At 28.7% G+C, this 20672-nt stretch carries 23 protein-coding genes; 11 read left to right on the top strand and 12 right to left on the bottom strand.

The window, feature by feature from the left end; translation table 11 throughout:
- Window positions 1-196: 196 nt before the first annotated feature.
- Entirely contained in the window at window positions 197-649 is a 453-nt protein-coding gene (locus CAMP5063_RS05980) for a DUF411 domain-containing protein (protein WP_263737756.1), read from the top strand.
- Between the two features lie 10 nt (window positions 650-659).
- On the opposite strand, the gene CAMP5063_RS05975 is transcribed toward CAMP5063_RS05980, so the two are convergent.
- Genes CAMP5063_RS05975 through exbB form a run of 3 tightly spaced genes read right to left on the bottom strand, consistent with a single transcriptional unit; the run spans window position 660 to window position 2123 of the window.
- Window positions 660-1313: an energy transducer TonB family protein gene (locus CAMP5063_RS05975; RefSeq protein WP_263737755.1), complete on the bottom strand. Its 654-nt coding sequence runs from the start codon at window positions 1311-1313 to the stop codon at window positions 660-662.
- The gene (exbD, locus tag CAMP5063_RS05970) at window positions 1310-1699 is read right to left on the bottom strand and encodes a TonB system transport protein ExbD (protein ID WP_263665899.1); all 390 of its coding nucleotides are present in this window, start codon (window positions 1697-1699) and stop codon (window positions 1310-1312) included. Before exbD ends, CAMP5063_RS05975 begins: the two co-directional genes overlap by 4 nt.
- The gene (gene exbB / locus CAMP5063_RS05965) at window positions 1692-2123 is read right to left on the bottom strand and encodes a TonB-system energizer ExbB (protein WP_133319846.1); all 432 of its coding nucleotides are present in this window, start codon (window positions 2121-2123) and stop codon (window positions 1692-1694) included. The genes exbD and exbB overlap by 8 nt, the downstream gene beginning before the upstream one ends.
- Before the next feature lie 158 nt (window positions 2124-2281).
- Here exbB and cfrA point away from each other — a divergent pair, with 158 nt between their 5' ends.
- The gene (gene cfrA / locus CAMP5063_RS05960; protein ID WP_263665897.1) at window positions 2282-4375 is read left to right on the top strand and encodes a TonB-dependent ferric enterobactin receptor CfrA; all 2094 of its coding nucleotides are present in this window, start codon (window positions 2282-2284) and stop codon (window positions 4373-4375) included.
- Here cfrA and CAMP5063_RS05955 read toward each other — a convergent pair.
- Entirely contained in the window at window positions 4372-5907 is a 1536-nt protein-coding gene (locus tag CAMP5063_RS05955) for a DNA polymerase III subunit gamma/tau (protein ID WP_263737754.1), read from the bottom strand. The two genes, cfrA and CAMP5063_RS05955, sit on opposite strands and share 4 nt — an antisense overlap.
- A 2-nt stretch (window positions 5908-5909) precedes the next feature.
- Window positions 5910-7214 carry a transcription termination factor Rho gene (gene rho, locus CAMP5063_RS05950; RefSeq protein WP_039617780.1) on the bottom strand — a complete coding sequence of 435 codons (1305 nt, stop codon included), beginning with the start codon at window positions 7212-7214 and terminating at the stop codon, window positions 5910-5912.
- A gap of 181 nt (window positions 7215-7395) precedes the next feature.
- Between rho and CAMP5063_RS05945 the strand changes: the two genes are divergently transcribed.
- On the top strand, window positions 7396-9741 hold the full coding sequence (locus CAMP5063_RS05945; RefSeq protein ID WP_263737752.1) for a heavy metal translocating P-type ATPase: 2346 nt from the start codon (window positions 7396-7398) through the stop codon (window positions 9739-9741).
- A complete protein-coding gene (gene ccoS / locus CAMP5063_RS05940) occupies window positions 9738-9953 on the top strand; it encodes a cbb3-type cytochrome oxidase assembly protein CcoS (RefSeq protein WP_263666814.1) in 216 nt (71 codons plus the stop codon). The genes CAMP5063_RS05945 and ccoS overlap by 4 nt, the downstream gene beginning before the upstream one ends.
- Window positions 9954-9964: 11 nt before the next feature.
- Here the strand turns inward: ccoS and CAMP5063_RS05935 are convergent, their stop codons facing one another.
- Window positions 9965-10270, bottom strand: a complete 306-nt coding sequence (locus tag CAMP5063_RS05935) for a c-type cytochrome (protein WP_133319851.1) — start codon at window positions 10268-10270, stop codon at window positions 9965-9967.
- A 129-nt stretch (window positions 10271-10399) separates the two neighbouring features.
- Here CAMP5063_RS05935 and CAMP5063_RS05930 point away from each other — a divergent pair, with 129 nt between their 5' ends.
- From CAMP5063_RS05930 to gmhA, 4 genes are read left to right on the top strand one after another with little or no spacing between them, the layout of a single operon-like run.
- Complete coding sequence (locus CAMP5063_RS05930; protein ID WP_263737751.1) at window positions 10400-10915, top strand: D-glycero-alpha-D-manno-heptose-1,7-bisphosphate 7-phosphatase; 516 nt, start codon at window positions 10400-10402, stop codon at window positions 10913-10915.
- Entirely contained in the window at window positions 10912-11865 is a 954-nt protein-coding gene (gene rfaD / locus CAMP5063_RS05925) for an ADP-glyceromanno-heptose 6-epimerase (protein WP_263737750.1), read from the top strand. Before CAMP5063_RS05930 ends, rfaD begins: the two co-directional genes overlap by 4 nt.
- Entirely contained in the window at window positions 11858-13231 is a 1374-nt protein-coding gene (gene rfaE1 / locus CAMP5063_RS05920; RefSeq protein ID WP_337194989.1) for a D-glycero-beta-D-manno-heptose-7-phosphate kinase, read from the top strand. The genes rfaD and rfaE1 overlap by 8 nt, the downstream gene beginning before the upstream one ends.
- Window positions 13221-13781 (top strand): D-sedoheptulose 7-phosphate isomerase, encoded by a 561-nt coding sequence (gene gmhA / locus CAMP5063_RS05915; protein ID WP_263673264.1) that lies wholly within the window; start codon window positions 13221-13223, stop codon window positions 13779-13781. Before rfaE1 ends, gmhA begins: the two co-directional genes overlap by 11 nt.
- A 7-nt stretch (window positions 13782-13788) precedes the next feature.
- Here gmhA and pyk read toward each other — a convergent pair whose 3' ends face one another.
- From pyk to CAMP5063_RS05885, 6 genes are all read right to left on the bottom strand, one after another.
- Window positions 13789-15240, bottom strand: coding sequence for a pyruvate kinase (pyk, locus tag CAMP5063_RS05910; RefSeq protein ID WP_263666818.1), 1452 nt, complete (start codon window positions 15238-15240; stop codon window positions 13789-13791).
- A gap of 12 nt (window positions 15241-15252) precedes the next feature.
- Complete coding sequence (locus CAMP5063_RS05905) at window positions 15253-16599, bottom strand: FAD-dependent oxidoreductase (RefSeq protein WP_337194988.1); 1347 nt, start codon at window positions 16597-16599, stop codon at window positions 15253-15255.
- A 110-nt stretch (window positions 16600-16709) separates the two neighbouring features.
- Complete coding sequence (locus CAMP5063_RS05900) at window positions 16710-17333, bottom strand: type III pantothenate kinase (RefSeq protein ID WP_133319858.1); 624 nt, start codon at window positions 17331-17333, stop codon at window positions 16710-16712.
- Window positions 17320-17652 carry a hypothetical protein gene (locus tag CAMP5063_RS05895; RefSeq protein WP_263660759.1) on the bottom strand — a complete coding sequence of 111 codons (333 nt, stop codon included), beginning with the start codon at window positions 17650-17652 and terminating at the stop codon, window positions 17320-17322. The genes CAMP5063_RS05900 and CAMP5063_RS05895 overlap by 14 nt, the downstream gene beginning before the upstream one ends.
- A gap of 1 nt (window position 17653) precedes the next feature.
- The gene (locus CAMP5063_RS05890) at window positions 17654-18649 is read right to left on the bottom strand and encodes a hypothetical protein (protein WP_337194987.1); all 996 of its coding nucleotides are present in this window, start codon (window positions 18647-18649) and stop codon (window positions 17654-17656) included.
- The gene (locus tag CAMP5063_RS05885; protein WP_133319861.1) at window positions 18646-19191 is read right to left on the bottom strand and encodes a hypothetical protein; all 546 of its coding nucleotides are present in this window, start codon (window positions 19189-19191) and stop codon (window positions 18646-18648) included. Before CAMP5063_RS05885 ends, CAMP5063_RS05890 begins: the two co-directional genes overlap by 4 nt.
- Before the next feature lie 146 nt (window positions 19192-19337).
- On the opposite strand from CAMP5063_RS05885, the gene gatC reads away from it, so the two are divergent.
- The 3 genes from gatC to CAMP5063_RS05870 are packed head-to-tail and all read left to right on the top strand — an operon-like array spanning window position 19338 to window position 20661.
- Window positions 19338-19625 (top strand): Asp-tRNA(Asn)/Glu-tRNA(Gln) amidotransferase subunit GatC, encoded by a 288-nt coding sequence (gene gatC / locus CAMP5063_RS05880; RefSeq protein WP_133319862.1) that lies wholly within the window; start codon window positions 19338-19340, stop codon window positions 19623-19625.
- A 21-nt stretch (window positions 19626-19646) separates the two neighbouring features.
- Window positions 19647-20216 (top strand): CvpA family protein, encoded by a 570-nt coding sequence (locus CAMP5063_RS05875; protein WP_263661665.1) that lies wholly within the window; start codon window positions 19647-19649, stop codon window positions 20214-20216.
- Entirely contained in the window at window positions 20206-20661 is a 456-nt protein-coding gene (locus CAMP5063_RS05870; RefSeq protein WP_043019516.1) for a Fur family transcriptional regulator, read from the top strand. The genes CAMP5063_RS05875 and CAMP5063_RS05870 overlap by 11 nt, the downstream gene beginning before the upstream one ends.
- The last annotated feature ends 11 nt before the right edge of the window (window positions 20662-20672 follow it).

Here is a 20672-nt window from a genome sequence, read left to right as displayed (position 1 = left end):
TTTTAGTTTTACAAAATAAAAAGAAGGTTTTAGTACTTGTTAAGTGGTAGAAAATCAGAAAAGTTATTTAGAAATTTTATTTAGTAGTAATACTTTAATTTAATATTTTTAATTAGCCATAGTTGATATTTTTGGTTTTTGATATAAAATATTAATTTTTATAATGTATTGTATCTTTTTTATTTTTGGAGGATATATGAAAAAATTATTTTTAACTTTAACGCTTGGTTTTACAAGCTTATTGGCTAATGAAAAAATATTAAATATTTACGAAAGTCCCACTTGTGGATGTTGCGATCTTTGGGCTAATTATATGAAAGATAAAGGCTATAAAGTACAAATACACAAAAGTGAAGATTTTTTAAAAATAAAAGAAAAAATGAATATTCAGCCTATGTATCAAAGCTGTCATACTGGCGTGATTGATGACTATGCTATAGAAGGGCATGTTCCTGAAGATGCAGTTGCTTGGCTTTTGGAAAATAAACCTGAGGATGTTATAGGTATTTCTGCTCCTGGTATGCCTCAAGGAAGTCCTGGAATGGAACAAGGTTATGAAGAAGAATATCCTGTAGTTTTGATGCTTAAAAATGGAGATTATAAAATTTATGGGATCTATAAAGGACATAATTTAACCAAGACAAACTAAGCAAAATTGCTTAGTTTATTTTGTATATTAAAGGTATTCTTATATGAAAAGTTTTTTCATATTGTGGAAAATTATTAGATGCTATGCGTATAGTTTCTAAGGCACTATCATTTAATAGTTTATATTTTGATGGTTTTAATATTTTTAAGTTTAATAAGTTTTTATCCTTAGTCCATGTGAATTCTACTAAAATTTCACCACTCATCCGCATTTTTCTAGCTTGCCTAGGATAAATTAAAGCTTTATCTATAGCTTGCTTAACTTCTTTTAAAAGTTCATTGTTATTAGTTAAAGATATACTTTCTTGAGAATTTATCAGGATGTTTTTTTCTTGAGATGTTATTTTTTGAGATTTTATTTCCTCTTTTAATCGATTTGTTGCTTTAGTATCGGTTGAAGTATTTATTTTTTTAGGTTGAACGATAGGTTTTTCTTTTACTTGTTCTATTTTTTTTATTTTTTCTTGTTTAGATTGTTCGTTTTTTACTTTAGGAGAATCTTGTAAAAATTGTTTTATAGCTATATTAAATTTTTCTTCCTTTGTAGTGTTATGTTGTATATGTAAAAAATTCTTAGTATAAAGAAAAACAAAAAGTAAAGGTAAAAAGATAAATAAAGTAATGAAAAATGATTGATTTTTATGATTACTTATAAAAGTCTTCATCTTTTGTGCTCTGTTAAAATTTGAAAATTTTCATGATTTTTATTTTTTAAAATATCAATAATTTTTACAAAGCTTTCAAATTTTGCCTCTTTATCGCTTTTTAACTCTACTAAGGTTTTAGAATTTATAGTGTCAAATTTTTCTTTTATTTCTTCTATGGAAACTGTTTTTCCATCGATATAAAATTTATTTTCTTTATCGATTAAGATGCTTATTTTGTCTTTATTTTCACTTATGGAATTTGAATTTTCACTTTGAGGTAGATTGATTTTGATTTCACCATGTGCGATAAAAGTGGATATACTTAAAACAATGGCTAGTAAAACAAGCATTATATCTATAAAAGGAATAATATTTAAACTTTCATTTTTTGGTAATTTAAGCATTTTTATCCTTAAAAATACGATATGCATTACTCAAAGTTGATATTTTTCTAAGCAACCCATTATAAGCCATCAAAGAAGGGATGGCAACTAAAATTCCCAAAGCAGTAGCCTTTAAAGCCAGCGATAAGCCAATAACAATAGATTTTACATCAATATTTCCACTTGCTCCCATGTCGTAAAATGTAATCATAATCCCTACTACAGTTCCTAAAAGTCCTACATAAGGAGCGTTAGTGTAAATAATATAAAGCATGGTGATATTTTCACTAATTGCATCATCAAATTTTTCTTGGCATTGATAATCATTTAGTTTAATTTTTCTAAAAAATAAGATGCGTTCTATAGTGCACCATATAGCAATAAATGCCATTAACCCTAAAACAATAAATATAATTAAGTCAATATAAGTTTTTAAAAATTCCATACATCCTCGCTTTAAAAATTTTTGTGATTATATTACTGAAAATTAAATTATTTATTAATAACAATTATCATAATTGATATAATAAATTTATTTTAAATTAATAATTATTATCATAATATTCCAACTTTGAAAATTTTGTTTATTTAAGAAAGGAAATAATGAAAAATTATTGCTTGTCAGTTTGTGTTGCTAGTCTTTTGGTCTGTAATGCTTTATCACAAGAAGTTTTATTAGATAGTTCTATAGTGAGTGCTTCGGGATTTTCTCAAGATATTAAAGAAGCTCCTGCTACTATAAATGTGATTGGTAAAAAAGATTTAGAGAGTAAGCCTTATAGAGATGTTGCTGAAGCTATTGCTGATATTCCTGGTGTAGATTTATTTGCTAGTAAAGGAAAAACAGGCTCTTATAATATTACCATGAGAGGTATTACTGGATATACTTTAGTTTTGATTGATGGGCGTCGTCAAGGAATAGGTGGAGAAGTAGGACCTAATGGTTTTAATGAAATTTCAAATTCATTCTTACCACCAATTTCTAGTATAGAAAGAATAGAAGTAATAAAAGGGCCAATGAGCACTTTATATGGTTCTGAAGCTTTGGGTGGTGTTGTAAATATCATCACAAAAAAAGTAAGTAACGAGTGGGAAACATCATTTAGTTTGGATAGTATTTTTAATGCACATAAAGAATGGGGTAATACTTATGGCGCAAGTATATATTCTAGTGGTCCATTGATGAATGATCGTTTGGGACTTACTTTGCGTTTTAGAGAGTTTTATAGAGAACAATCTAATGTTGAATTTAGTAATGGGAGTGGTCAAAGAGTGCAAGGTGATCAAGCACAAAGTCCTACAAAAGCAAGTAATTTTAATTTAGGAACTAGATTAAATTACTTAATAGATGATTATAATACTTTGATATTTGATATTGATTTTTCAAGAAATCATTATGATAATAAAAAAGGCCAACTCGGTACATTAACAAAACCAACAGATAAAAATAATGGCTCTTTAACAGGTGGTTATACAGATACCATGCAAGTGGATAAGTTGGTAACTTATTTAAGTCATGAGGGGGTATATGATGATTTTTTAATTACTTCTACTTTGCAGTATAACCGTGTAAGTAACGATGGGCGTGAGGTAGTTGGCCAAGCAAATCAGCCATTTTTAGGGCAAAATAGAGATATAGTTGCTGAAGATATTATTATAGATACAAAATCAGTTATTCCTTTAGGTCAAAGTCATATTTTAAGCGTGGGTGGTGAGTATAGACTTGAGAAAATGCAAGATAAAATTGCTAATCCTACTAATTTTGATCAATATTTATTAGCTTTTTTTGCAGAAGATGAATATGGTATAAGAGATGATTTAAGATTTACTTTTGGAGCAAGATATAATTATCATGAAATTTTTGGAAATAACATTTCTCCAAGAGCTTATTTAGTTTATAATCCTACTAGTGAGCTTACTTTAAAAGGCGGTGTTTCAACAGGCTTTAGAACCCCATATGCTAATAGATTGATAGCTGGTGCTTATAATTATAGTGGACAAGGTAAATATCCTATGTATGGAAATCCGAATTTAAAAGAAGAAACATCGCTTAATTATGAACTAGCCGCTGTTTATAATAATGATTTGTTTTATATTTCAGCAACTGGCTTTTTAACAAATTTTAAAGATAAAATTTCTAGTCAAAAATTTAGTAAAGATAGTATGATTTTGGGTATTGGAAAATGTGAAGCTGATACATGCTATCAGGCGATTAATCATGGCAAGGTTGAGTATAGAGGCATAGAACTTGGAGCTGGGATTACTCCTGTAGAGCATTTAAATTTAGATCTAGCTTATACTTATCTTGATAGTGAAATTAAAGATGCGCAAGATGAAACTATGATAGGAAAACCAGAAATTGATAGTCTAAAACACAATATCATGTTAAAAGCAAGTTATAATATCTTTAGTAAATTCACTCCATGGATAAAAGGCGAATGGCAAATAGATCGTTATATGGGTGATACAAATATTAATAGAGAGTATTATCAAGATGTCTTTTTAGCTTCTATGGGTGTGCGTTATGATATTAATAAAAAATGGAATATTAATGCGGCAATTTATAATCTTTTTGATAAAAGTTTTACAAATGATTGGGAGTCTTATAAAAACAAAGGTGAAGATACTTGGGTAAATACTTATAATCGCATAGAAGAAGGAAGAAGAATTTATATTTCAATCAACGGCAGTTTTTAATTTTGTATAGTTGGGGAGCCAAAGAGCTTATTGAGAGCTTCTTTGGTTTCGTCTTTAGGATCGTATTTTTTAGCATCTTTTTTAAAATTTTCAAAATGTTCATTTAAATTCGGAGTACTTTTTATTTCTTGTTTTATAGGAGTTTTGAATATATCTTGTAATTTTTGGGTATCTATAGTTTCTATTTTTTGAATTTTAATTTGTGTTTTTTCTCCAAAAAGTTCATGAAGCAAGACTTTGATTAATTTAAAGCCATTGTTTAGGATTTTTCTATCATCATCTTTAGCATGTGAGCTAATACTTAAAATATCATCTTCAAAGGAAATAAACTGCGTGGTTTTTTTGAAAACTTCAGCTAAATCATAATCTCTTTTGTAAATAGCTTTTAACAAACTTTCATAAGGATTAAGTTTTTCTTCTTTAATTGTTTGTATAGAAAGAATTTCTTGTTGTTTTGGGTTTGGTGTGTTATCTTGTTTTGGACTTTTGCTGTAAATAGCTTCATCAATACTTTTTAGATAAGTTGCTTCTATAAGCATGAAAGCCATAACACAAAGTACAAAACTATCATCATCGCTAGAATTTAACATAGTCTTAGCGCGCGAAAGAATTCTAAAAAATCTTTCGTAAATTAACATAGAAAAAAGATTGTTTTTGGCAAAAAATGCTTCTTTTAAAAAAAATATCATCTCATCGATGACATTACTTGCCTCGTAATCTTCAAATTCTTTTAAAAACTCAAGAACTTTATCTTTATCGTTAGCTAAAATGGCTTGATAAAATTCTTCAATTTTAGATGGATCTAAAAAGCCTAGCATCGCAGTAATTTTTTGTGTTTGTATATGATTTTGACAATATACTATGGCTTGATCTAATAAAGTTAGAGTATCTCTTAAAGATCCGTTTCCACTTCTTGCTATGAGTTTTAAAGCTTCTTTTTCATAATTGATATTTTCTTTTTCTAAAATCCACTCAAGATGATTTAAGATATCGTGGATAGAAATTTGCTTAAATCTAAAATGCTGCGTTCTTGAAAGAACCGTAGCAGGAAGTTTTAAAGGGTCAGTTGTTGCTAGTATAAATTTTACATAGCTTGGTGGTTCTTCCAAGGTTTTAAGCAAGGCATTTGCTGCTTGTGGGGTAAGCATATGCACTTCATCGATAATAAAAATTTTAAACCTAGCTAAAGATGGAGCGTATTTAACTTGCTCGATAAGCTCTTGAATATCTTCTAAGCTCCTATGGCTTGCAGCATCCATTTCTATAATGTCTATATTAGAGCCACTGAGTGAAGATAAGCATTGAGAACATTCTCCACAAGGATTAGCACTTGGTCCCTTTTCACATACTAGAGCTCTTGAAAAAATTCTTGCACTTGAAGTTTTTCCACTTCCGCGTAATCCTGAAAATAAATAAGCATGTGCTAAGCGATTATTTTCAAGAGCATATTTTAAGCTTGTAGAAACAGTATTTTGCCCTACAAGCTCATTGAAATTTTTTGGTCTGTATTTAACAGCAAGAGCTTGGAGCATTACTACTCATTCATGATGGATAACAACTCTTCATTGCTTTTGGTTTTTAGCATTTTAGAGTATAAGAATTTTAAAGCTTCTATATCATCCATTTGTGAAATAGCTGATCTAATTGCCCAAATTTTTTGAAGTTTTTCAACACCTTGGAGTAATTCTTCTTTTCTAGTGCCTGATTTTATGATGTTAATTGCAGGGTAAATTCTTCTGTCTGAAATATTTCTATCAAGAACGATTTCGCTATTTCCTGTTCCTTTAAATTCTTCAAAAATCACTTCATCCATTCTTGAGCCTGTTTCTATCAAGGCAGTTGCTATGATGGTTAATGAGCCACCATGTTCTATATTTCTAGCTGCACCAAAAAAGCGCTTTGGCTTATGCAAGGCATTTGCATCAACCCCGCCACTTAAAACTTTACCACTGCTTGGTGTGGCAGTATTATAAGCTCTTGCTAATCTTGTAATAGAATCAAGTAATATAATGACATCTTTACCTGTTTCTACCATCCTTTTTGCTTTTTCTATAACAAGTTCAGCCACTCTAACATGATTATAGGCAGGTAAGTCAAAAGTAGAGCTAAAAACCTCGCCTTTAACACATCTTTGCATATCTGTAACTTCTTCAGGGCGCTCATCTACTAAAAGTACAATCAAATGAGCCTCCGGATGATTTTTAGCAATAGCGGTAGCTAGTTCTTTCATTAACTCAGTTTTACCAGTTCTTGGAGGTGCTACGATTAAGCTTCTTTGACCTTTTCCAATAGGAGCAAACAGATCAAGCATTCTACCTGTTAATTTTAAAGGATCATATTCTAATTTGATTTTTTCAGTTGGAAAAATTGGAGTAAGATTGTCAAATAAAGGTCTTTCTCTAGCTTCTTTTAATGGAAGATAATTAATCGCTTCAATTTTTAATAAAGCATAGTATTTTTCTTGATCTTTTGGCTCTCTAACTTGACCAGTAACTATATCTCCTACACGCAGAGCAAATTTGCGAATTTGTGAGTTTGATACATAAGCATCATTTACACTATCGCTTAAATTTGAGTCCATTCCACGCAAGAATCCATAACCTTCAGGCGAAATTTCTAAAATTCCTGTAAAGAGTATAAAGCCACCTTTTTTGGTTTGTGCTTTTAGAATTTCAAAAATAAGATCTTGTCTTCTAAATTCTCTTGGATTTTCTATTTCTGCTTCATTTGCTATTTTTACTAAGCTTTCTAAATCAAGCAACTTTAAATCTTCTATTTTATAACCTTCAACAGGAATGTGTGTTCTTTGGTGTTGTTTCTTTTCTTTTGTATTTTCCATATATCCTCATAAAATGTAGAAAATGTAGTTTTTGTTTTAGTTTATTCAAAAAAGATTTTATTAAAAAAAATACTTTTTTGTCAAATTTTAGAAATTATAATATAGCTTTGTAAATAATTTTTAAAATTGAAAGTTTGAAAAAATGATAAAATATTGTAAAAACTTATAAAGAAAGTATAAAATGAGATGTAAGCATTGCCAATTAAGCTTTAAACAAGAACAAATGATAGAAAAAAATGGAAATTATTTTTGTTGTAAAGGCTGTGAAAGTGTATATGAAATTTTACAAGAGAATAATTTGGAGGAATTTTATGAAAAACTTGGTAATCAAACTTTAACCCCAGTAACAATAGAATATAGTATTAAAGACTATGAAAAATACATACAAAAAACAAAAGAAGGCTTTAGTGAGGTTTTTTTACTGATAGAAGAAATTCATTGTGCAGCCTGTGTTTGGCTTAATGAAAAAATTCTCATTAAAAGTGAAGGAGTGATAGAGGTTGATATTAATTCTATTACTCATAAAGCTAGAATTGTTTTTGATGAAAAAAGTATTAATCTAGTAAAAATTATCCAAAATATAGAAAGTATAGGCTATAAAGCTAGTGTGTATTTACCTACAAAAAATGAACAAAGAGCAACTCAAACCAAAAGAGATTTTTATGCGAAATTAATAGTTGCTATAGCTTGCGTAATGAATATCATGTGGATATCTGTAGCTAAATATGCTGGGTTTTTTAGTGGTATGGAAGCTGATATTAAAGATATTTTACATTTTGCTGAATTTTTACTTTGTACTCCTGTACTTTTTTACACAGGCTCGATTTTTTATAAAAATGCCTATTATGCTTTGAAATTTAAAAGTGTTAATATGGATACTCTAGTAATTGGTGGAGCAAGTCTAGCTTATATATATTCAGTGTGGGCAATGTTCTCAAGAGCTTCACAGGTATATTTTGACTCTGTGGCGATGATTATTTGTTTTGTTTTTATAGGAAAGTATTTAGAGCTTTTAAGTAAGAAAAAAGCCCTTGATACGCTCGATCATTTGAGGTCATTTTTAGGTAATGAAGTAAGGGTGTTAAAAAATGAAAAAATAGAAAATATCGATGTAGAAGAGGTGCAAATAGGAGATATTATAGAGTTAAAAGAAGGCGATAGGGTTTTAATAGATGGAGTGTGTATTAGCGGTAATATTAGTTTAGATATGTCTAGTTTAAGCGGAGAGAGCTTACCACTTGATGTGCAAAAAGATGATATGATTTATTCTGCTTCTTTAGTTTTAAGCGGGAATGCTTTATATAAGACAAATGCTCTTTATAAGGATTCTAAATTAGCTAGGATTATTGATTTACTTGAAAATTCAAGTGCTAAAAAAGCCAAAATAGAAAAAATGGTGCAACAGGTAAGTAAGTATTTTTCGCCTATTATTTTAATTTGTGCTTTGTTGTGCTTTGTTTTTACTTTTTTTGTACTAAATTTAGGTTTTGAAGAAGCCATGATACGCATGGTTTCTGTGCTAATCATAGCTTGTCCATGCGCTTTGGCTTTAGCTACACCGGTGAGTTCTTTAGTAGCAATTAGCACTGGTTTGAAGGAAAAAATTTTATTTAAAGAAGCAGGTGTTGTGGAGGATTTGAGTAAGTGCAATGTGGCTGTGTTTGATAAAACAGGGGTTTTAACAAAGGCTAGTTTAGAAGTTAAAAAAAGCTTTTTGGATGAGAGGTTAGATAAAAATGAGTTATTAAATTTCTTACACCTGACTAACCACCCAGTGGCTAAAAGCATTTTGAAATTTTTAGATGAAAAAATTGATAGCAGAATAGAATTTGAAAAAGTTCAAAATTTTCAAGCAAGAGGTTATAAAGCCTTTTTGGGTAAAGATGAATTTTTGGGAGGAAATGAGAAATTTTTCAAAGAAAATCATATGCAAGTACAAGAATTTCAAACTACGCATTTTATATTTGCTAAAAATAAAACTATATTAGCAGTTTTTGAATTAGAAGATAGTATGAGAGAAAGCTCTGAAGAGTTGATCGAATTTATGAAAGAATGCAAAATGCAAATTTATATGTTAAGTGGTGATAATTTATCTGCTGTGAGTAAGGTAGCTGAAAAATTAAAAATAAATCATTTCAAAGCTTCATGTATGCCAGAAGATAAAATGCAAATAATAGCTAACTTAAATCAAACAGGTAAGGTTTTAATGGTAGGAGATGGGGTAAATGATGCTTTAGCACTTTCTTATGCAGGTGTTGGGGTTTCTTTAAAAGAAGGTTCTGAGCTTGCTATGGAAAATAGTGATATTATATTGTTAAAAAACGACTTAAAAAGCTTGCAAAAGGCTATACAAATAGCTAAAAAAACTTATCAAATTATTAAACAAAATTTAGCTTTTTCTTTATTTTATAATGCCTTGAGCATGCCTTTAGCTTTTTTTGGTTTGATTAATCCTTTAATTGCAGCTTTGTCAATGTCTTTTAGTAGTATAATAGTGATTTTAAATGCTTTAAGGATTAAAAAATGAATGGTGTTTTAATAATGATGATAGGTGTTTCTATGGTTGCTTTATTTTTGGCAATTTGTGCTTTACTTTGGGGGATCAAAAATAAGCAATTTGACGATGATTATAAATTTACTATTTTAAATGATAGCGAAGAAGCTTTAAACGATGCAGTGATTTTGGAAAAAAGAAAAAAAGAAGCTTTGGAAAAGAAAAATCAAGAAAAACAGCCATAAAGGCTGTCAAATTATTTTTTTAAGCTCTCGATGTATTCTTCAATTGCTTTAAAATCTGCTTCTGTTAAACCTTTAAGGTTAATCTTCATGATTGCACCTTGGCCATAAGCATTTCTTTTACCTGCTGCATAATCTTTCATGTATTGTAATCTTTCAGCTGCAGTTAAAGTATTTAAAGCAGGAACTTTATTAAGATAAACTTTATCTGCTTTAGCACCATGACATACTGCACATTTTTTATAAAGTGTAGCACCATCCGCAGCAAAAGCTGAAACACTAAGACATGCCAAAGCTGATAAAACAAGTAGCTTTTTCATTGTATCACTCCTATATAAATTGAAAATAAAATGTTTTTAATTATATGCTTTTTTTATTTAAAGTCGCTTAAAAAACTTTTTTACTTGATAAATTATAAAATCTTAAAAAAAATTCATTATAATTTTTTCATGAAAACAAAGGCGTTATTTTTAGATAGAGATGGAATTATAAATATAGATAAAAAATATGTTCATAAGATTAGTGATTTTGAATTTTGTGATGGTATTTTTGAACTTTGTGAATTTTTTCAAAAGCAAAATTTTTTAATTTTTGTAGCTACTAATCAATCAGGTATTGCAAGGGCTTATTATAGTGAAAAAGATTTTGAAATTTTAAGCTCGTATATGCTAGGTGAGTTTTTGAAAAAAGGCATTAAAATAGAAAAAATTTATCACTGCCCACATTTAGAAAATTGTGAATGTCGTAAGCCAAGACCTGGCATGCTTTTAAAAGCACAAAAAGAATTTTATATAGATTTTTCACAATCTTTTTTTATAGGGGATAATTTAAGTGATATGCAAGCTGGAATCAATGCTGGTATAAAAAATCTATTTTTGATTAATGAAAATTATAATGATAATAAAAACTATAAGGTCTTTAAAAATTTAAAAGAACTTTTGTATTATTTAAAGGATAGGAAATGAAAATTGTGATAACAGGTGGAGCAGGTTTTATAGGCTCTGCTCTTGCTCTAGAACTTCAGGATAAACATGAGGTTTTGATTGTGGATAAAATGCGATCAAGTGCTACTTTTGAAAATGGAAATTTAGAAAGTTTTGGTCATTTTAAGAATATTTTAGATTTTGAAGGTGAGCTTTATGTGGGCGATATTAATGATGAAAAAACTTTAAAAGTTATAAAAGCTTTTAAACCTGATGTGATCTTTCATAAGGCTGCAATTTCAGATACAACTGTTTATGATCAAAACAAAGTTTTAAAGACCAATTTAAACACTTTTAAAGATTTTATAGAACTTGCTTTGGAACTTAATGCGAAATTAATCTATGCAAGTTCAGCCTCAGTTTATGGAGATGCTCCAAGCCCGCAAACTGTAAATTTAAGTGAAGCCCCTAAAAACCCTTATGCATATTCAAAATTAATGATGGATAAATTAGCAAAAAAATATTTTGATAAAATGCATATAGTTGGGCTTAGATATTTTAATGTATATGGCAAGGGAGAATTTTTTAAAAATAGCACTGCTTCTATGATTTTGCAATTTGGACATCAAATTTTAGCGGGTAAAAGTCCGCGTTTGTTTGAAGGAAGTGATCAAATTTATCGTGATTTTGTGTATATTAAAGATGTTGTGAGTGCAAATTTACAAGCTTTAGAAGCAAAAAGTGGAATTTATAATGTAGCTACAGGTAAAGCAAGAACTTTTCAAGATATAGTAGATATTTTGCAAAAAGAATTAAACACTAATTATCCTTGTGAGTATATTCCTAATCCTTACAAAAATTCTTATCAATTCCATACTCAAGCAAAATTAGATGAGAGTTTTTCATATAAAGCTAAATTTAGTCTTGAAGAGGGTGTAAAAGATTATTTAGATGAGATCAAAAGGCTTTATGAAAAGGAAGTAAATGTTTGATTTTTTAAGTTCTAAAAAGCCAAAAATTTTAGTTGTTGGGGATTTTATGGTGGATCATTATATATGGTGTGATTGCACTAGAATTTCTCCAGAAGCTCCTGTAATGGTGATGAAATCACAAAAAGAAGATAAAAGACTAGGTGGAGCTGGTAATGTATATGCAAATTTAAAAAGTCTTGGTGCTGAGGTTTTTGCTCTAGGACTTGTGGGTGATGATGAGAGTGGGAGGTTTTTAAAAGAGAATTTAAATGCAAAATTATTAGTAGAAAAAGATAGAAAAACCCCTCTTAAGAGTAGAGTTTTATCACATTCTCAGCAAGTTTTAAGACTTGATGATGAGAATGATTTTGATACTAAATTAGAAGATGAAATTATTCAAGAGTATAAAAAAATCGCAAAAGATTATGACGCGATTATTTTGAGTGATTATGCTAAAGGAGTTTTAACTTCAAAAGTAACAAAAGCTTTGATAGAGCATGCAAATACTTTAAATTTACCTATTTTGATTGATCCAAAAGGAAGTGATTTTAGCAAATATCAAAATGCAACCTTGCTAACTCCAAATAAAAAAGAAGCTAATCAAGCTTTGGGTGTAGAAAAAATTGATAATTTAGAAAAAGCTTTGAAAAAATTAAAAGATGATTTAAATTTAGCTTATTCTATTATAACTTTATCTGAAGAAGGAATAGCACTTTTTGATGAGAAATTACATATTATTCCCGCAAAAGCTTTGGAAGTTTATGATGTAACAGGAGCTGGAGATAGTGTTATAGCTATGCTTGCTTATGCTTTAGCCTTAAAAGTTGATATTGTAAAAGCATGTGAGTTAGCAAATGATGCAGCAGCTGTTGTGGTAGCAAAAGTAGGAAGTGTGAGTGTAAGTTTAGAAGAGATTAAAAATCTAAAAAAAGCTTCTTTTGAAGATAAAATTAAAAGCAAAGAAGAGCTTGTGAAGTTGATACAAAATCAAAAAGTAGTTTTTACCAATGGATGTTTTGATATTGTGCATTATGGTCATATAAAATACCTTGAAAAAGCTAAAAAACTAGGAGATATCTTAGTTGTAGGTTTAAATTCAGATGAAAGCATAAAAAGACTAAAAGGAAACTCAAGACCTATAAATTTAGAATTCCAACGCGCATGTATGCTTGCGAGTATGTATTTTGTAGATTATGTAGTGATTTTTAATGATGATACTCCTTATGAACTGATAGAGTTTTTAAAGCCTGATGTGCTAGTTAAAGGAGCTGATTATAAAGGCAAAGAAATAGTGGGTTCAAATTTAGTAAAAAAAGTAGAATTAATTGACTTTGAAGATGGATTTAGTACTACTAATATAATTAATAGGATTGCAAATGATAAATAAAATTGAAAAGGAATTTATTCAACATCAAAAAACTTTAGAGCAAAGTTTGAATTTAAAAGAGCAAATTGCTACGGTTGCTCAAGAATTAAAAGTGTGCTTGAAAAGTGGTGGGAAAATTTTAATTTGTGGAAATGGCGGAAGTGCTGCAGATAGCCAACATTTTGCAGCTGAACTTAGTGGAAGATATAAAAAAGAAAGAAAGGCTTTAGCTGCTATTGCTCTAAGCACTGATACTTCTGCTTTAAGTGCTATAGGAAATGACTATGGTTTTGAATTTGTTTTTTCAAGACAAGTTGAAGCTTTAGCTAGCAATAATGATGTATTGATTGGAATTTCTACTAGTGGAAAAAGCCCAAATGTGATCAAAGCTTTTGAAAAGGCCAAAGAAATTGGCACTAAATGTATAGGGCTTAGTGGAAAAGGTGGTGGAACGATGAATGCATTATGTGAGCATAATATAATCATCCCAAGCGATGATACGGCTAGAATTCAAGAAATGCATATTTTAATCATACACTGCTTATGTGATCTAATAGAAGAAGAATATTAAGTTTGGGTTATTTTCCCAAACTTAAATAATATTCAATTTGATCTTTTTGTAAAATTCTAATTAAATTTGTACTTCCTGCAACACCTACTGGAAATCCTGCAGTAAGAGTGTAAACCCCATCTTTTTTCATAAGGCCTTTTTCAACTCCAAGTTTTACAGAATTGCTTAAAAGTTCTGTTAAATTTTCATGCTTTTCTATCAATATAGCAGGTTGAACTCCCCAGACTATACTTAAAAAATTTAAAGCTTTTTTGGAATGAGTAATAGCTATGATATCCATTTTTGGACGATACCTTGCTGTTTTAACTGCAGAAGCGCCACTGCTTGTAATGGTAAAAATTGCATTTGCATTTAAATCAGTAGCTAGTTGTGTGCTTGATTTGGCAATGATATCAGTTTCGTTAAAACATTTAAAATTTTCAAATTTTTCATAAGGATAGTTTTTTTCTGTTTCTATAATGGTTTGAGTCATAATATCAACCGCATTTGCCGGATCAATCCCCACTGCACTTTCTTCGCTAAGCATAACCGCATCAGTGCCATCAAGTACAGCATTAGCAACATCTGAAATTTCAGCTCTTGTGGCAGTTTTGGATTTTGCAAGCGAAAAAAGCATTTGAGTGGCAGTGATTACAGGTTTATTGGCTTCATTAGCTTTTTTAATGATGAGTTTTTGTATATTTGGCACTCTATAATAAGGCACTTCAATGCCTAAATCTCCTCTTGCTACCATTATACCATCGCTGCTATTTATAATTTCATCGATATTTTCAACAGCATCAAATTTTTCTATTTTTGCAAAAATAGCAATTTTGGCATTATTTTCATCAAGTATTTTTTTAACTTCATCAATATCATGAGCATTTTGCACAAAAGATATAGCTAAAAAATCAACATCGTTTTTAATGCCCCATGCAAGATCGTCTTTATCTTTTTGAGTTATAACATCGATATTGATTTTTGTATTTGGAAAATTAATTCCTTTATTTGAACTAAGCACCCCGTTATTTTCTACTTGGGTTTGGATAAAATCTTTTTCAACTTGTATAACTTTAGTTTTAATAGAGCCATCACAAAGATAGATGTATTCTCCCACTTTTAGCATAGAAAGAATTTCAGGATGATTAATACAGACTTTATAATGTTCATTAGAAAGTTTTTCGCCTTCAAAAGTATCTTTGTAGAAGTCTAGTCTATCTCCACTTTTTAACTCAAAAGCTTCTGGAATTTTTAAGGTTCTAATTTTTGGCCCGCTAATATCTTGTAAAATTCCAATCCTTGCATTAAGTTCAGCTGCTACTTTTCTAATGGTGGCTAGGTTTTGACTATGATATTCATGAGTTCCATGTGAGAAATTTAAGCGAAAAACATTCACTCCATTAATAATCATTTGTCTTATTGTAGTTTCATTTTCACTTGCTGGTCCAATTGTTGCGACTATTTTTGTTTTTTTTAACATTTCCTATCCTTTTTATAGCAGTTCGCTAGTAAATAAATCTTCATTAAAATTAGCACCCAAGTATTGACAAATAAGTTTTGCATCTCTATAACCATTACCAAGACAACTCGTAGCACCTGGGCTTGGTGTCATATTAAAAATTATACCCGGAATTTCAGTGATGCTAGCCTCTCCAAGCATTAATTCTCCTGCTTTTTTATCAAGCACTTGAGGTCGCACTCCTCCAAAATTTTTAGCATAGTAAATATCATCTGTTTTTAAACTAGGAACTATTTTTTTAGCATCTTTTACAAAAAGTTTTTTGTTGATATAAGGAATTTCAAATAAATAATTATAAAGAATATAATTTCTAATAGTAGAATCTTTAAAAAGATTAAAACAAATTTTAATTACATTCATATCAAGATTAAGTGTTTTAAAAAATTCAGGTAAAGATTTAAAGCCATGGTATCTTTCTAGCATAGGAATAACTAAAGCAGTAGGACCAAAACGGGTGTTCATGTTAGTTAGTAAATCAGGATCGCCATGTAATGCAGCAAATGGGAGTTTTGGATTTTGCACCATATAAACCTTACCATTTAAAATTTTTCTTTTTGCCATGTAAAAACTTCCTGCAACAGGAAAGCAAGATTTGTCTAAACCTATACCCATTTTATGTGCTAAAAATAACGAGTGTGCGCCTGCATTGACGATAATGGATTTTGCACTATATTCTTTAAAATCTCTTGTTTTTATATAAAAAATATCATCTTTTTTTTCTATAAACACAACTTCTTGATTGTAAGCAACATGAGTATCTTTACCTTGTTTGCAAGCTTGCTCTATGAGATTTTGACTCATAAGTCCAAAATCTACTGTGGTATAAATTTCACTTTCTTCTACACCCATAGCTACTATATTATCCGCCCTATCATTGACACCATCTTCACCTAAAACAACATTTGGTTCTATTTGTTTGATTTCATTTTTTGTGTAAAATTTAATATAAGGATATAATTCTTTAAATTCTTCATATCTATTTTTCATATATTCACATTCTTTTTCCCCAACTGCAAGTGCAAGTTTTTGGTGTGAATACATGAATTTATTTTGTGCATTTTGCAAGAGCCCATATTTTACAATCATATCTGCTGTTTTTTTAACTTTTTTTGCTTTTTCCAAGGTATAGTTAGTTTCTATATCACCGCAGTGGATGGTTTGTGAATTACTTGTGCTGTGACTATTTAATGTTGCAGCGTTATTATATTTTTCTAATAATGCAATACTTTTAATATCAGTATATCTTGCTAATTCGTAAAATGCTGCAGCACCAGAAATCCCACCGCCAATTACCACGGCATCAAAGTGTTTTCGATCCATTATCATCAATTCCTTTTGTGTATGTTTGATTTTGCTAATAATATCAAAATATAGTTGTTTTGAGTTTAAATAAAGCTTATAATTGAAAAGCCAAAGATATGGTTAATCTTTTAAAGTATAAAATTTTCACAAACAGCTTTTTTCATACCTCTAAAAATCAAAAATTTATCATAAATTGCATAATCAAAAAAATTTGCAAGAAATTGCCCATCGCCACCTGTGAAATATAATTTTTTATCATATGCACTATCTTTTATAAGTAAATATATACTTTTAAAAACTCCATAACTTAAAGCATCAATAGTTCTTTGGGGAAAGGCATCAAAGTTTATTTGAGTGTTAAGTTCGTGTTTTAAGCGAGAAGAAATACTGGCAAAAGATTTTTTATAGCTTTCAATACCAGGCAGGATAAATCCTCCAAGATGGATTGAATTTGAAACAATATCAACAGTTATTGCAGAGCCTGCATCAACTACTACCCCATCTTCTATGGTATAGCAAGCTGCTATTCTATCAACTCCTAAATTCTTATAAATAGTATCAAAATTAAAATATGGAGCAAGGTTAATAAATAAAGGATTTTGCTTTAATCTTTGCTCTAAATTTGGATTAACATTGATGTAAAACACTTTTTGTGTCGGCTCATACTGTAAAAATTGCTCTATGCTCATAGAATGAAATTTTTGCTCATTTAAAAAACTTGCAGTTGTATTGCCAATATCACACAAAAGCATAATTTTGAATTCCTTTGGTGAATAAATATTCTTTTGCTTTTGAGCAAATTAGAGATTGATGAAAAATAAAATGATTTTTAAATTTTAAATTTAAAATTTGACTTATGTTTTGAAAAATATTTTCAAATTCTAAACCATCTTTTTTTAAAATCTTACTTTTTGCAAAAGAAAATAAAAATAAACAATATTGTTTTTTTGTATTTTCTCCATAAAAGCAAATTAGTTTTTTCTTTTTGCTAAAAGCATGGATATCTAAAGAATTAATATTTTTTAAAATAATTCCATGTTTAATAAGAATATCGCTTAGTTCTTGATTCATCTTAATTTAATTGTAAAACTTTATTGTGGTAGAAAAATTTACCATTAGCCATAAAACTTTTTTTATCAATAGCTTCATTTAATTTATATACGGTAAAATCTTTCAGATTTGTATTTAATTTAATTAAATAGCCAGTTTTTTCAAATATATACAAAGAATCATTATATAATGTGCTTTTGGAAAATAAAGCAAATTGAAATTTTATTTCATCAATTTTTCTAAGATTATAATCATTTTTGATAACTCTTCCATCTTTTGTTAATATAAAAATTTCTTTATCGTTAATATTTACTTCTTTAATGTTTTCGTTTAAGTATAAAGTTCTATTTGGTGTTACAACGATGATTTTTTGTGCTGTTGCGGCAACCATTGTATCGTTTTTAACATGAAGATAGATGATATTATTAAAAAATTCTTCACTACTTACTAAAATTTCTTTACTAACTTTTAGTGTACTTTTGTTAAGTATGGCTAATTTTCCATTAAGCATAGGGTATATGATAATGGTATTTAAAAAATAAGGATTAGCATAGCGACTATCTTGAGCATAAGCAGTGCCTAAATTTTGTAGCATTCTTATACCAAGATTTTTATTAGCATACACTAAAGTATTACTTGCTAAAATCAAAGCTATATCATCCCCATCTACATTAGCACTTACTACACTTTCGTTAAATTTATGAGAAAATAATTCTTCACCTTGTAAATTTAAAATTTTAAAATTCCCATCATTATCGGCTATAAGAATTTCTTCTTGACGGATATTTAAAATATTATAGTTTTTATTTATTTTTAAAGCAGTAATATTTCCTTTATTGTCTATGAAAGTATTATTATTTAGCTGAGCAATGTTGTTGTTAAAATTAACTATTTTTCCATTAATATTTTTAGAATTATAAGGAAGTTGTTCTAGTTGTGTTGGTTGATAGTATTCCCTTTTAGTGCCACAAGCACTAAAAAATATTAAAGTAATAATAAATAAATAAAAATGCTTCATTTTATTCCTTGATAGTGTTTTAAGCTTGTGATGATTTGCCATAAAGGAGAATTTATAGGTATTTTATTAAATTCAACATCTGCGTTTTTAAAATCATTTTGTTTTAAAAATTCAAAACCTATTAATAGAGTATTATAATCTTTTAGAAAATCTGATTTTTGATTATTTTGGGCAAGCACTATTTGTTTTAACAAAGGATCTATATTAAGACTCAAGGTTTGATTAAGATCTTGATTATTTTGACCCATAATATATATGGTGTATAAATTTGCATTTTTTTGCTTTAATTCCTCAATTAATTTTTGATCTGAAGGATTTTTTAACAGATTATTAAAAATGATATTACTTTCTTGGATATTTTTTTCTTGTTTTATATTATAAATATAACTTCCACTAAAATAAAGAACTAAAAGAGCAATAAGAGCAATAAAATAATATTTGTATTTTCTTATAAAGCGTTCTGATTTGATAAAATTTTCCATCATTTGCTCTTGAGAGCTTAATTCTTCTTTTACTGCTTTCAAATTTTCTTTTAAAGCCATATTTTTCCTTTATTAATATAAAAAATGTTATTTTGTAATTTTAAAGTCTATAATTGTAACATATAAAAATGAAAAAATAAATTATTTTATGTTATAATTTTCAATCTAAACCAAAGAGTTTTATAAAATTAAAATTAAGGTAAATGATGCAAATTGATGATAAATTATTAACTAAACTTGAAAAGCTAAGTGCTCTAAAAATAGCAGATGAAAAAAGACAAGAATTAGAAGAACAATTAAGTCAAATTGTTAATTTTGTAGAAAAATTAGATGAATTAAAACTTGATGATATAGAAGCCATGACTAGCACAACAAATGGTGGAACCTTATTGAGAAATGATGAGAGTAAAAAATCTGATGTGATAGATACGATAAGCAAGCATGCTCCAAATTCTCAAGATGGATTTTTTATAGTCCCTAAAATAATTGAATAAAATATTTGGAGTTTAGCGTAGATGGAAAATTTTTCGTGGTTTGATGTTTTTGTTTTAGGTTTGACTGTAATTTTAGGCTTAAAAGGCTTGGTGAGTGGCTTATTTAAAGAAATTTTTGGTTTATTGGGTATAGTTGGTGGGGTTTTACTTGCTTCAAGATATGCTAAAGAGGTAGCAGAGATTATCAATAATAATTTTTATGCAATTGAAAATGAAAATCTTGCTATTTTTGCAGGTTTTTTAGTTTTGTTAATCGTGATATGGATAGCATGTGTGGCCTTGGGAAATATATTATCAAAAATGTTTAGCATGAGTGGTCTTGGTTTTATAGATCGTATAGGTGGATTTTTATTTGGAAGTGCTAAAATATTTTTAATTTTTGCAATTTTAGTTGCTTGTATTAATAATATAGAATTTTTAAATTCAAGTTTAGAAAAATATGCAAACAATAGTCATACTTTAAATTTACTTAGAAAAACAGGTGAATTTATAATGAATACTGATTTTACTCAAAATAGTTTAGAAAAAATAGAAGAAAGAATTAAAGATTCTAATATAAGTCTAAATTCGGAGGTAAATAATGCAAATTGAAAATATAGAATATGATGTTTTACTTGAGCGCTTTAAGAAGACACTTAAGGATAATGGCTTAAAATATACCAAACAAAGAGAAGTGCTTTTGAAAACTTTATATAATAGTGATATGCATTATACCCCAGAAAGTTTGTATGTGGAAATCAAGCAAAAAAATCCTGAATTAAATGTAGGAATCGCTACAGTTTATAGAACTTTAAATTTATTAGAAGAATCAGGTATGGCTACTTCTATATCTTTTGGAGCTTCAGGGAAGAAATTTGAACTCGCAAATAAACCCCATCATGATCATTTAATTTGTAAAAGTTGTGGAGAAATAGTTGAATTTGAAAATTCTATTATTGAGCAGCAACAAATGTTAATAGCAAAAGAATATAATTTTAAATTAACAGGACATTTAATGCAACTTTATGGCTTATGTCCACAATGTAGTAAAAAATAAAGGTAAAATTA

Origin of the sequence: Campylobacter sp. RM5063, assembly GCF_024723655.1 — a bacterium.
Lineage (GTDB): Bacteria > Campylobacterota > Campylobacteria > Campylobacterales > Campylobacteraceae > Campylobacter_D > Campylobacter_D lari_D.
This window is presented reverse-complemented; position numbering and strand designations above follow the sequence as displayed.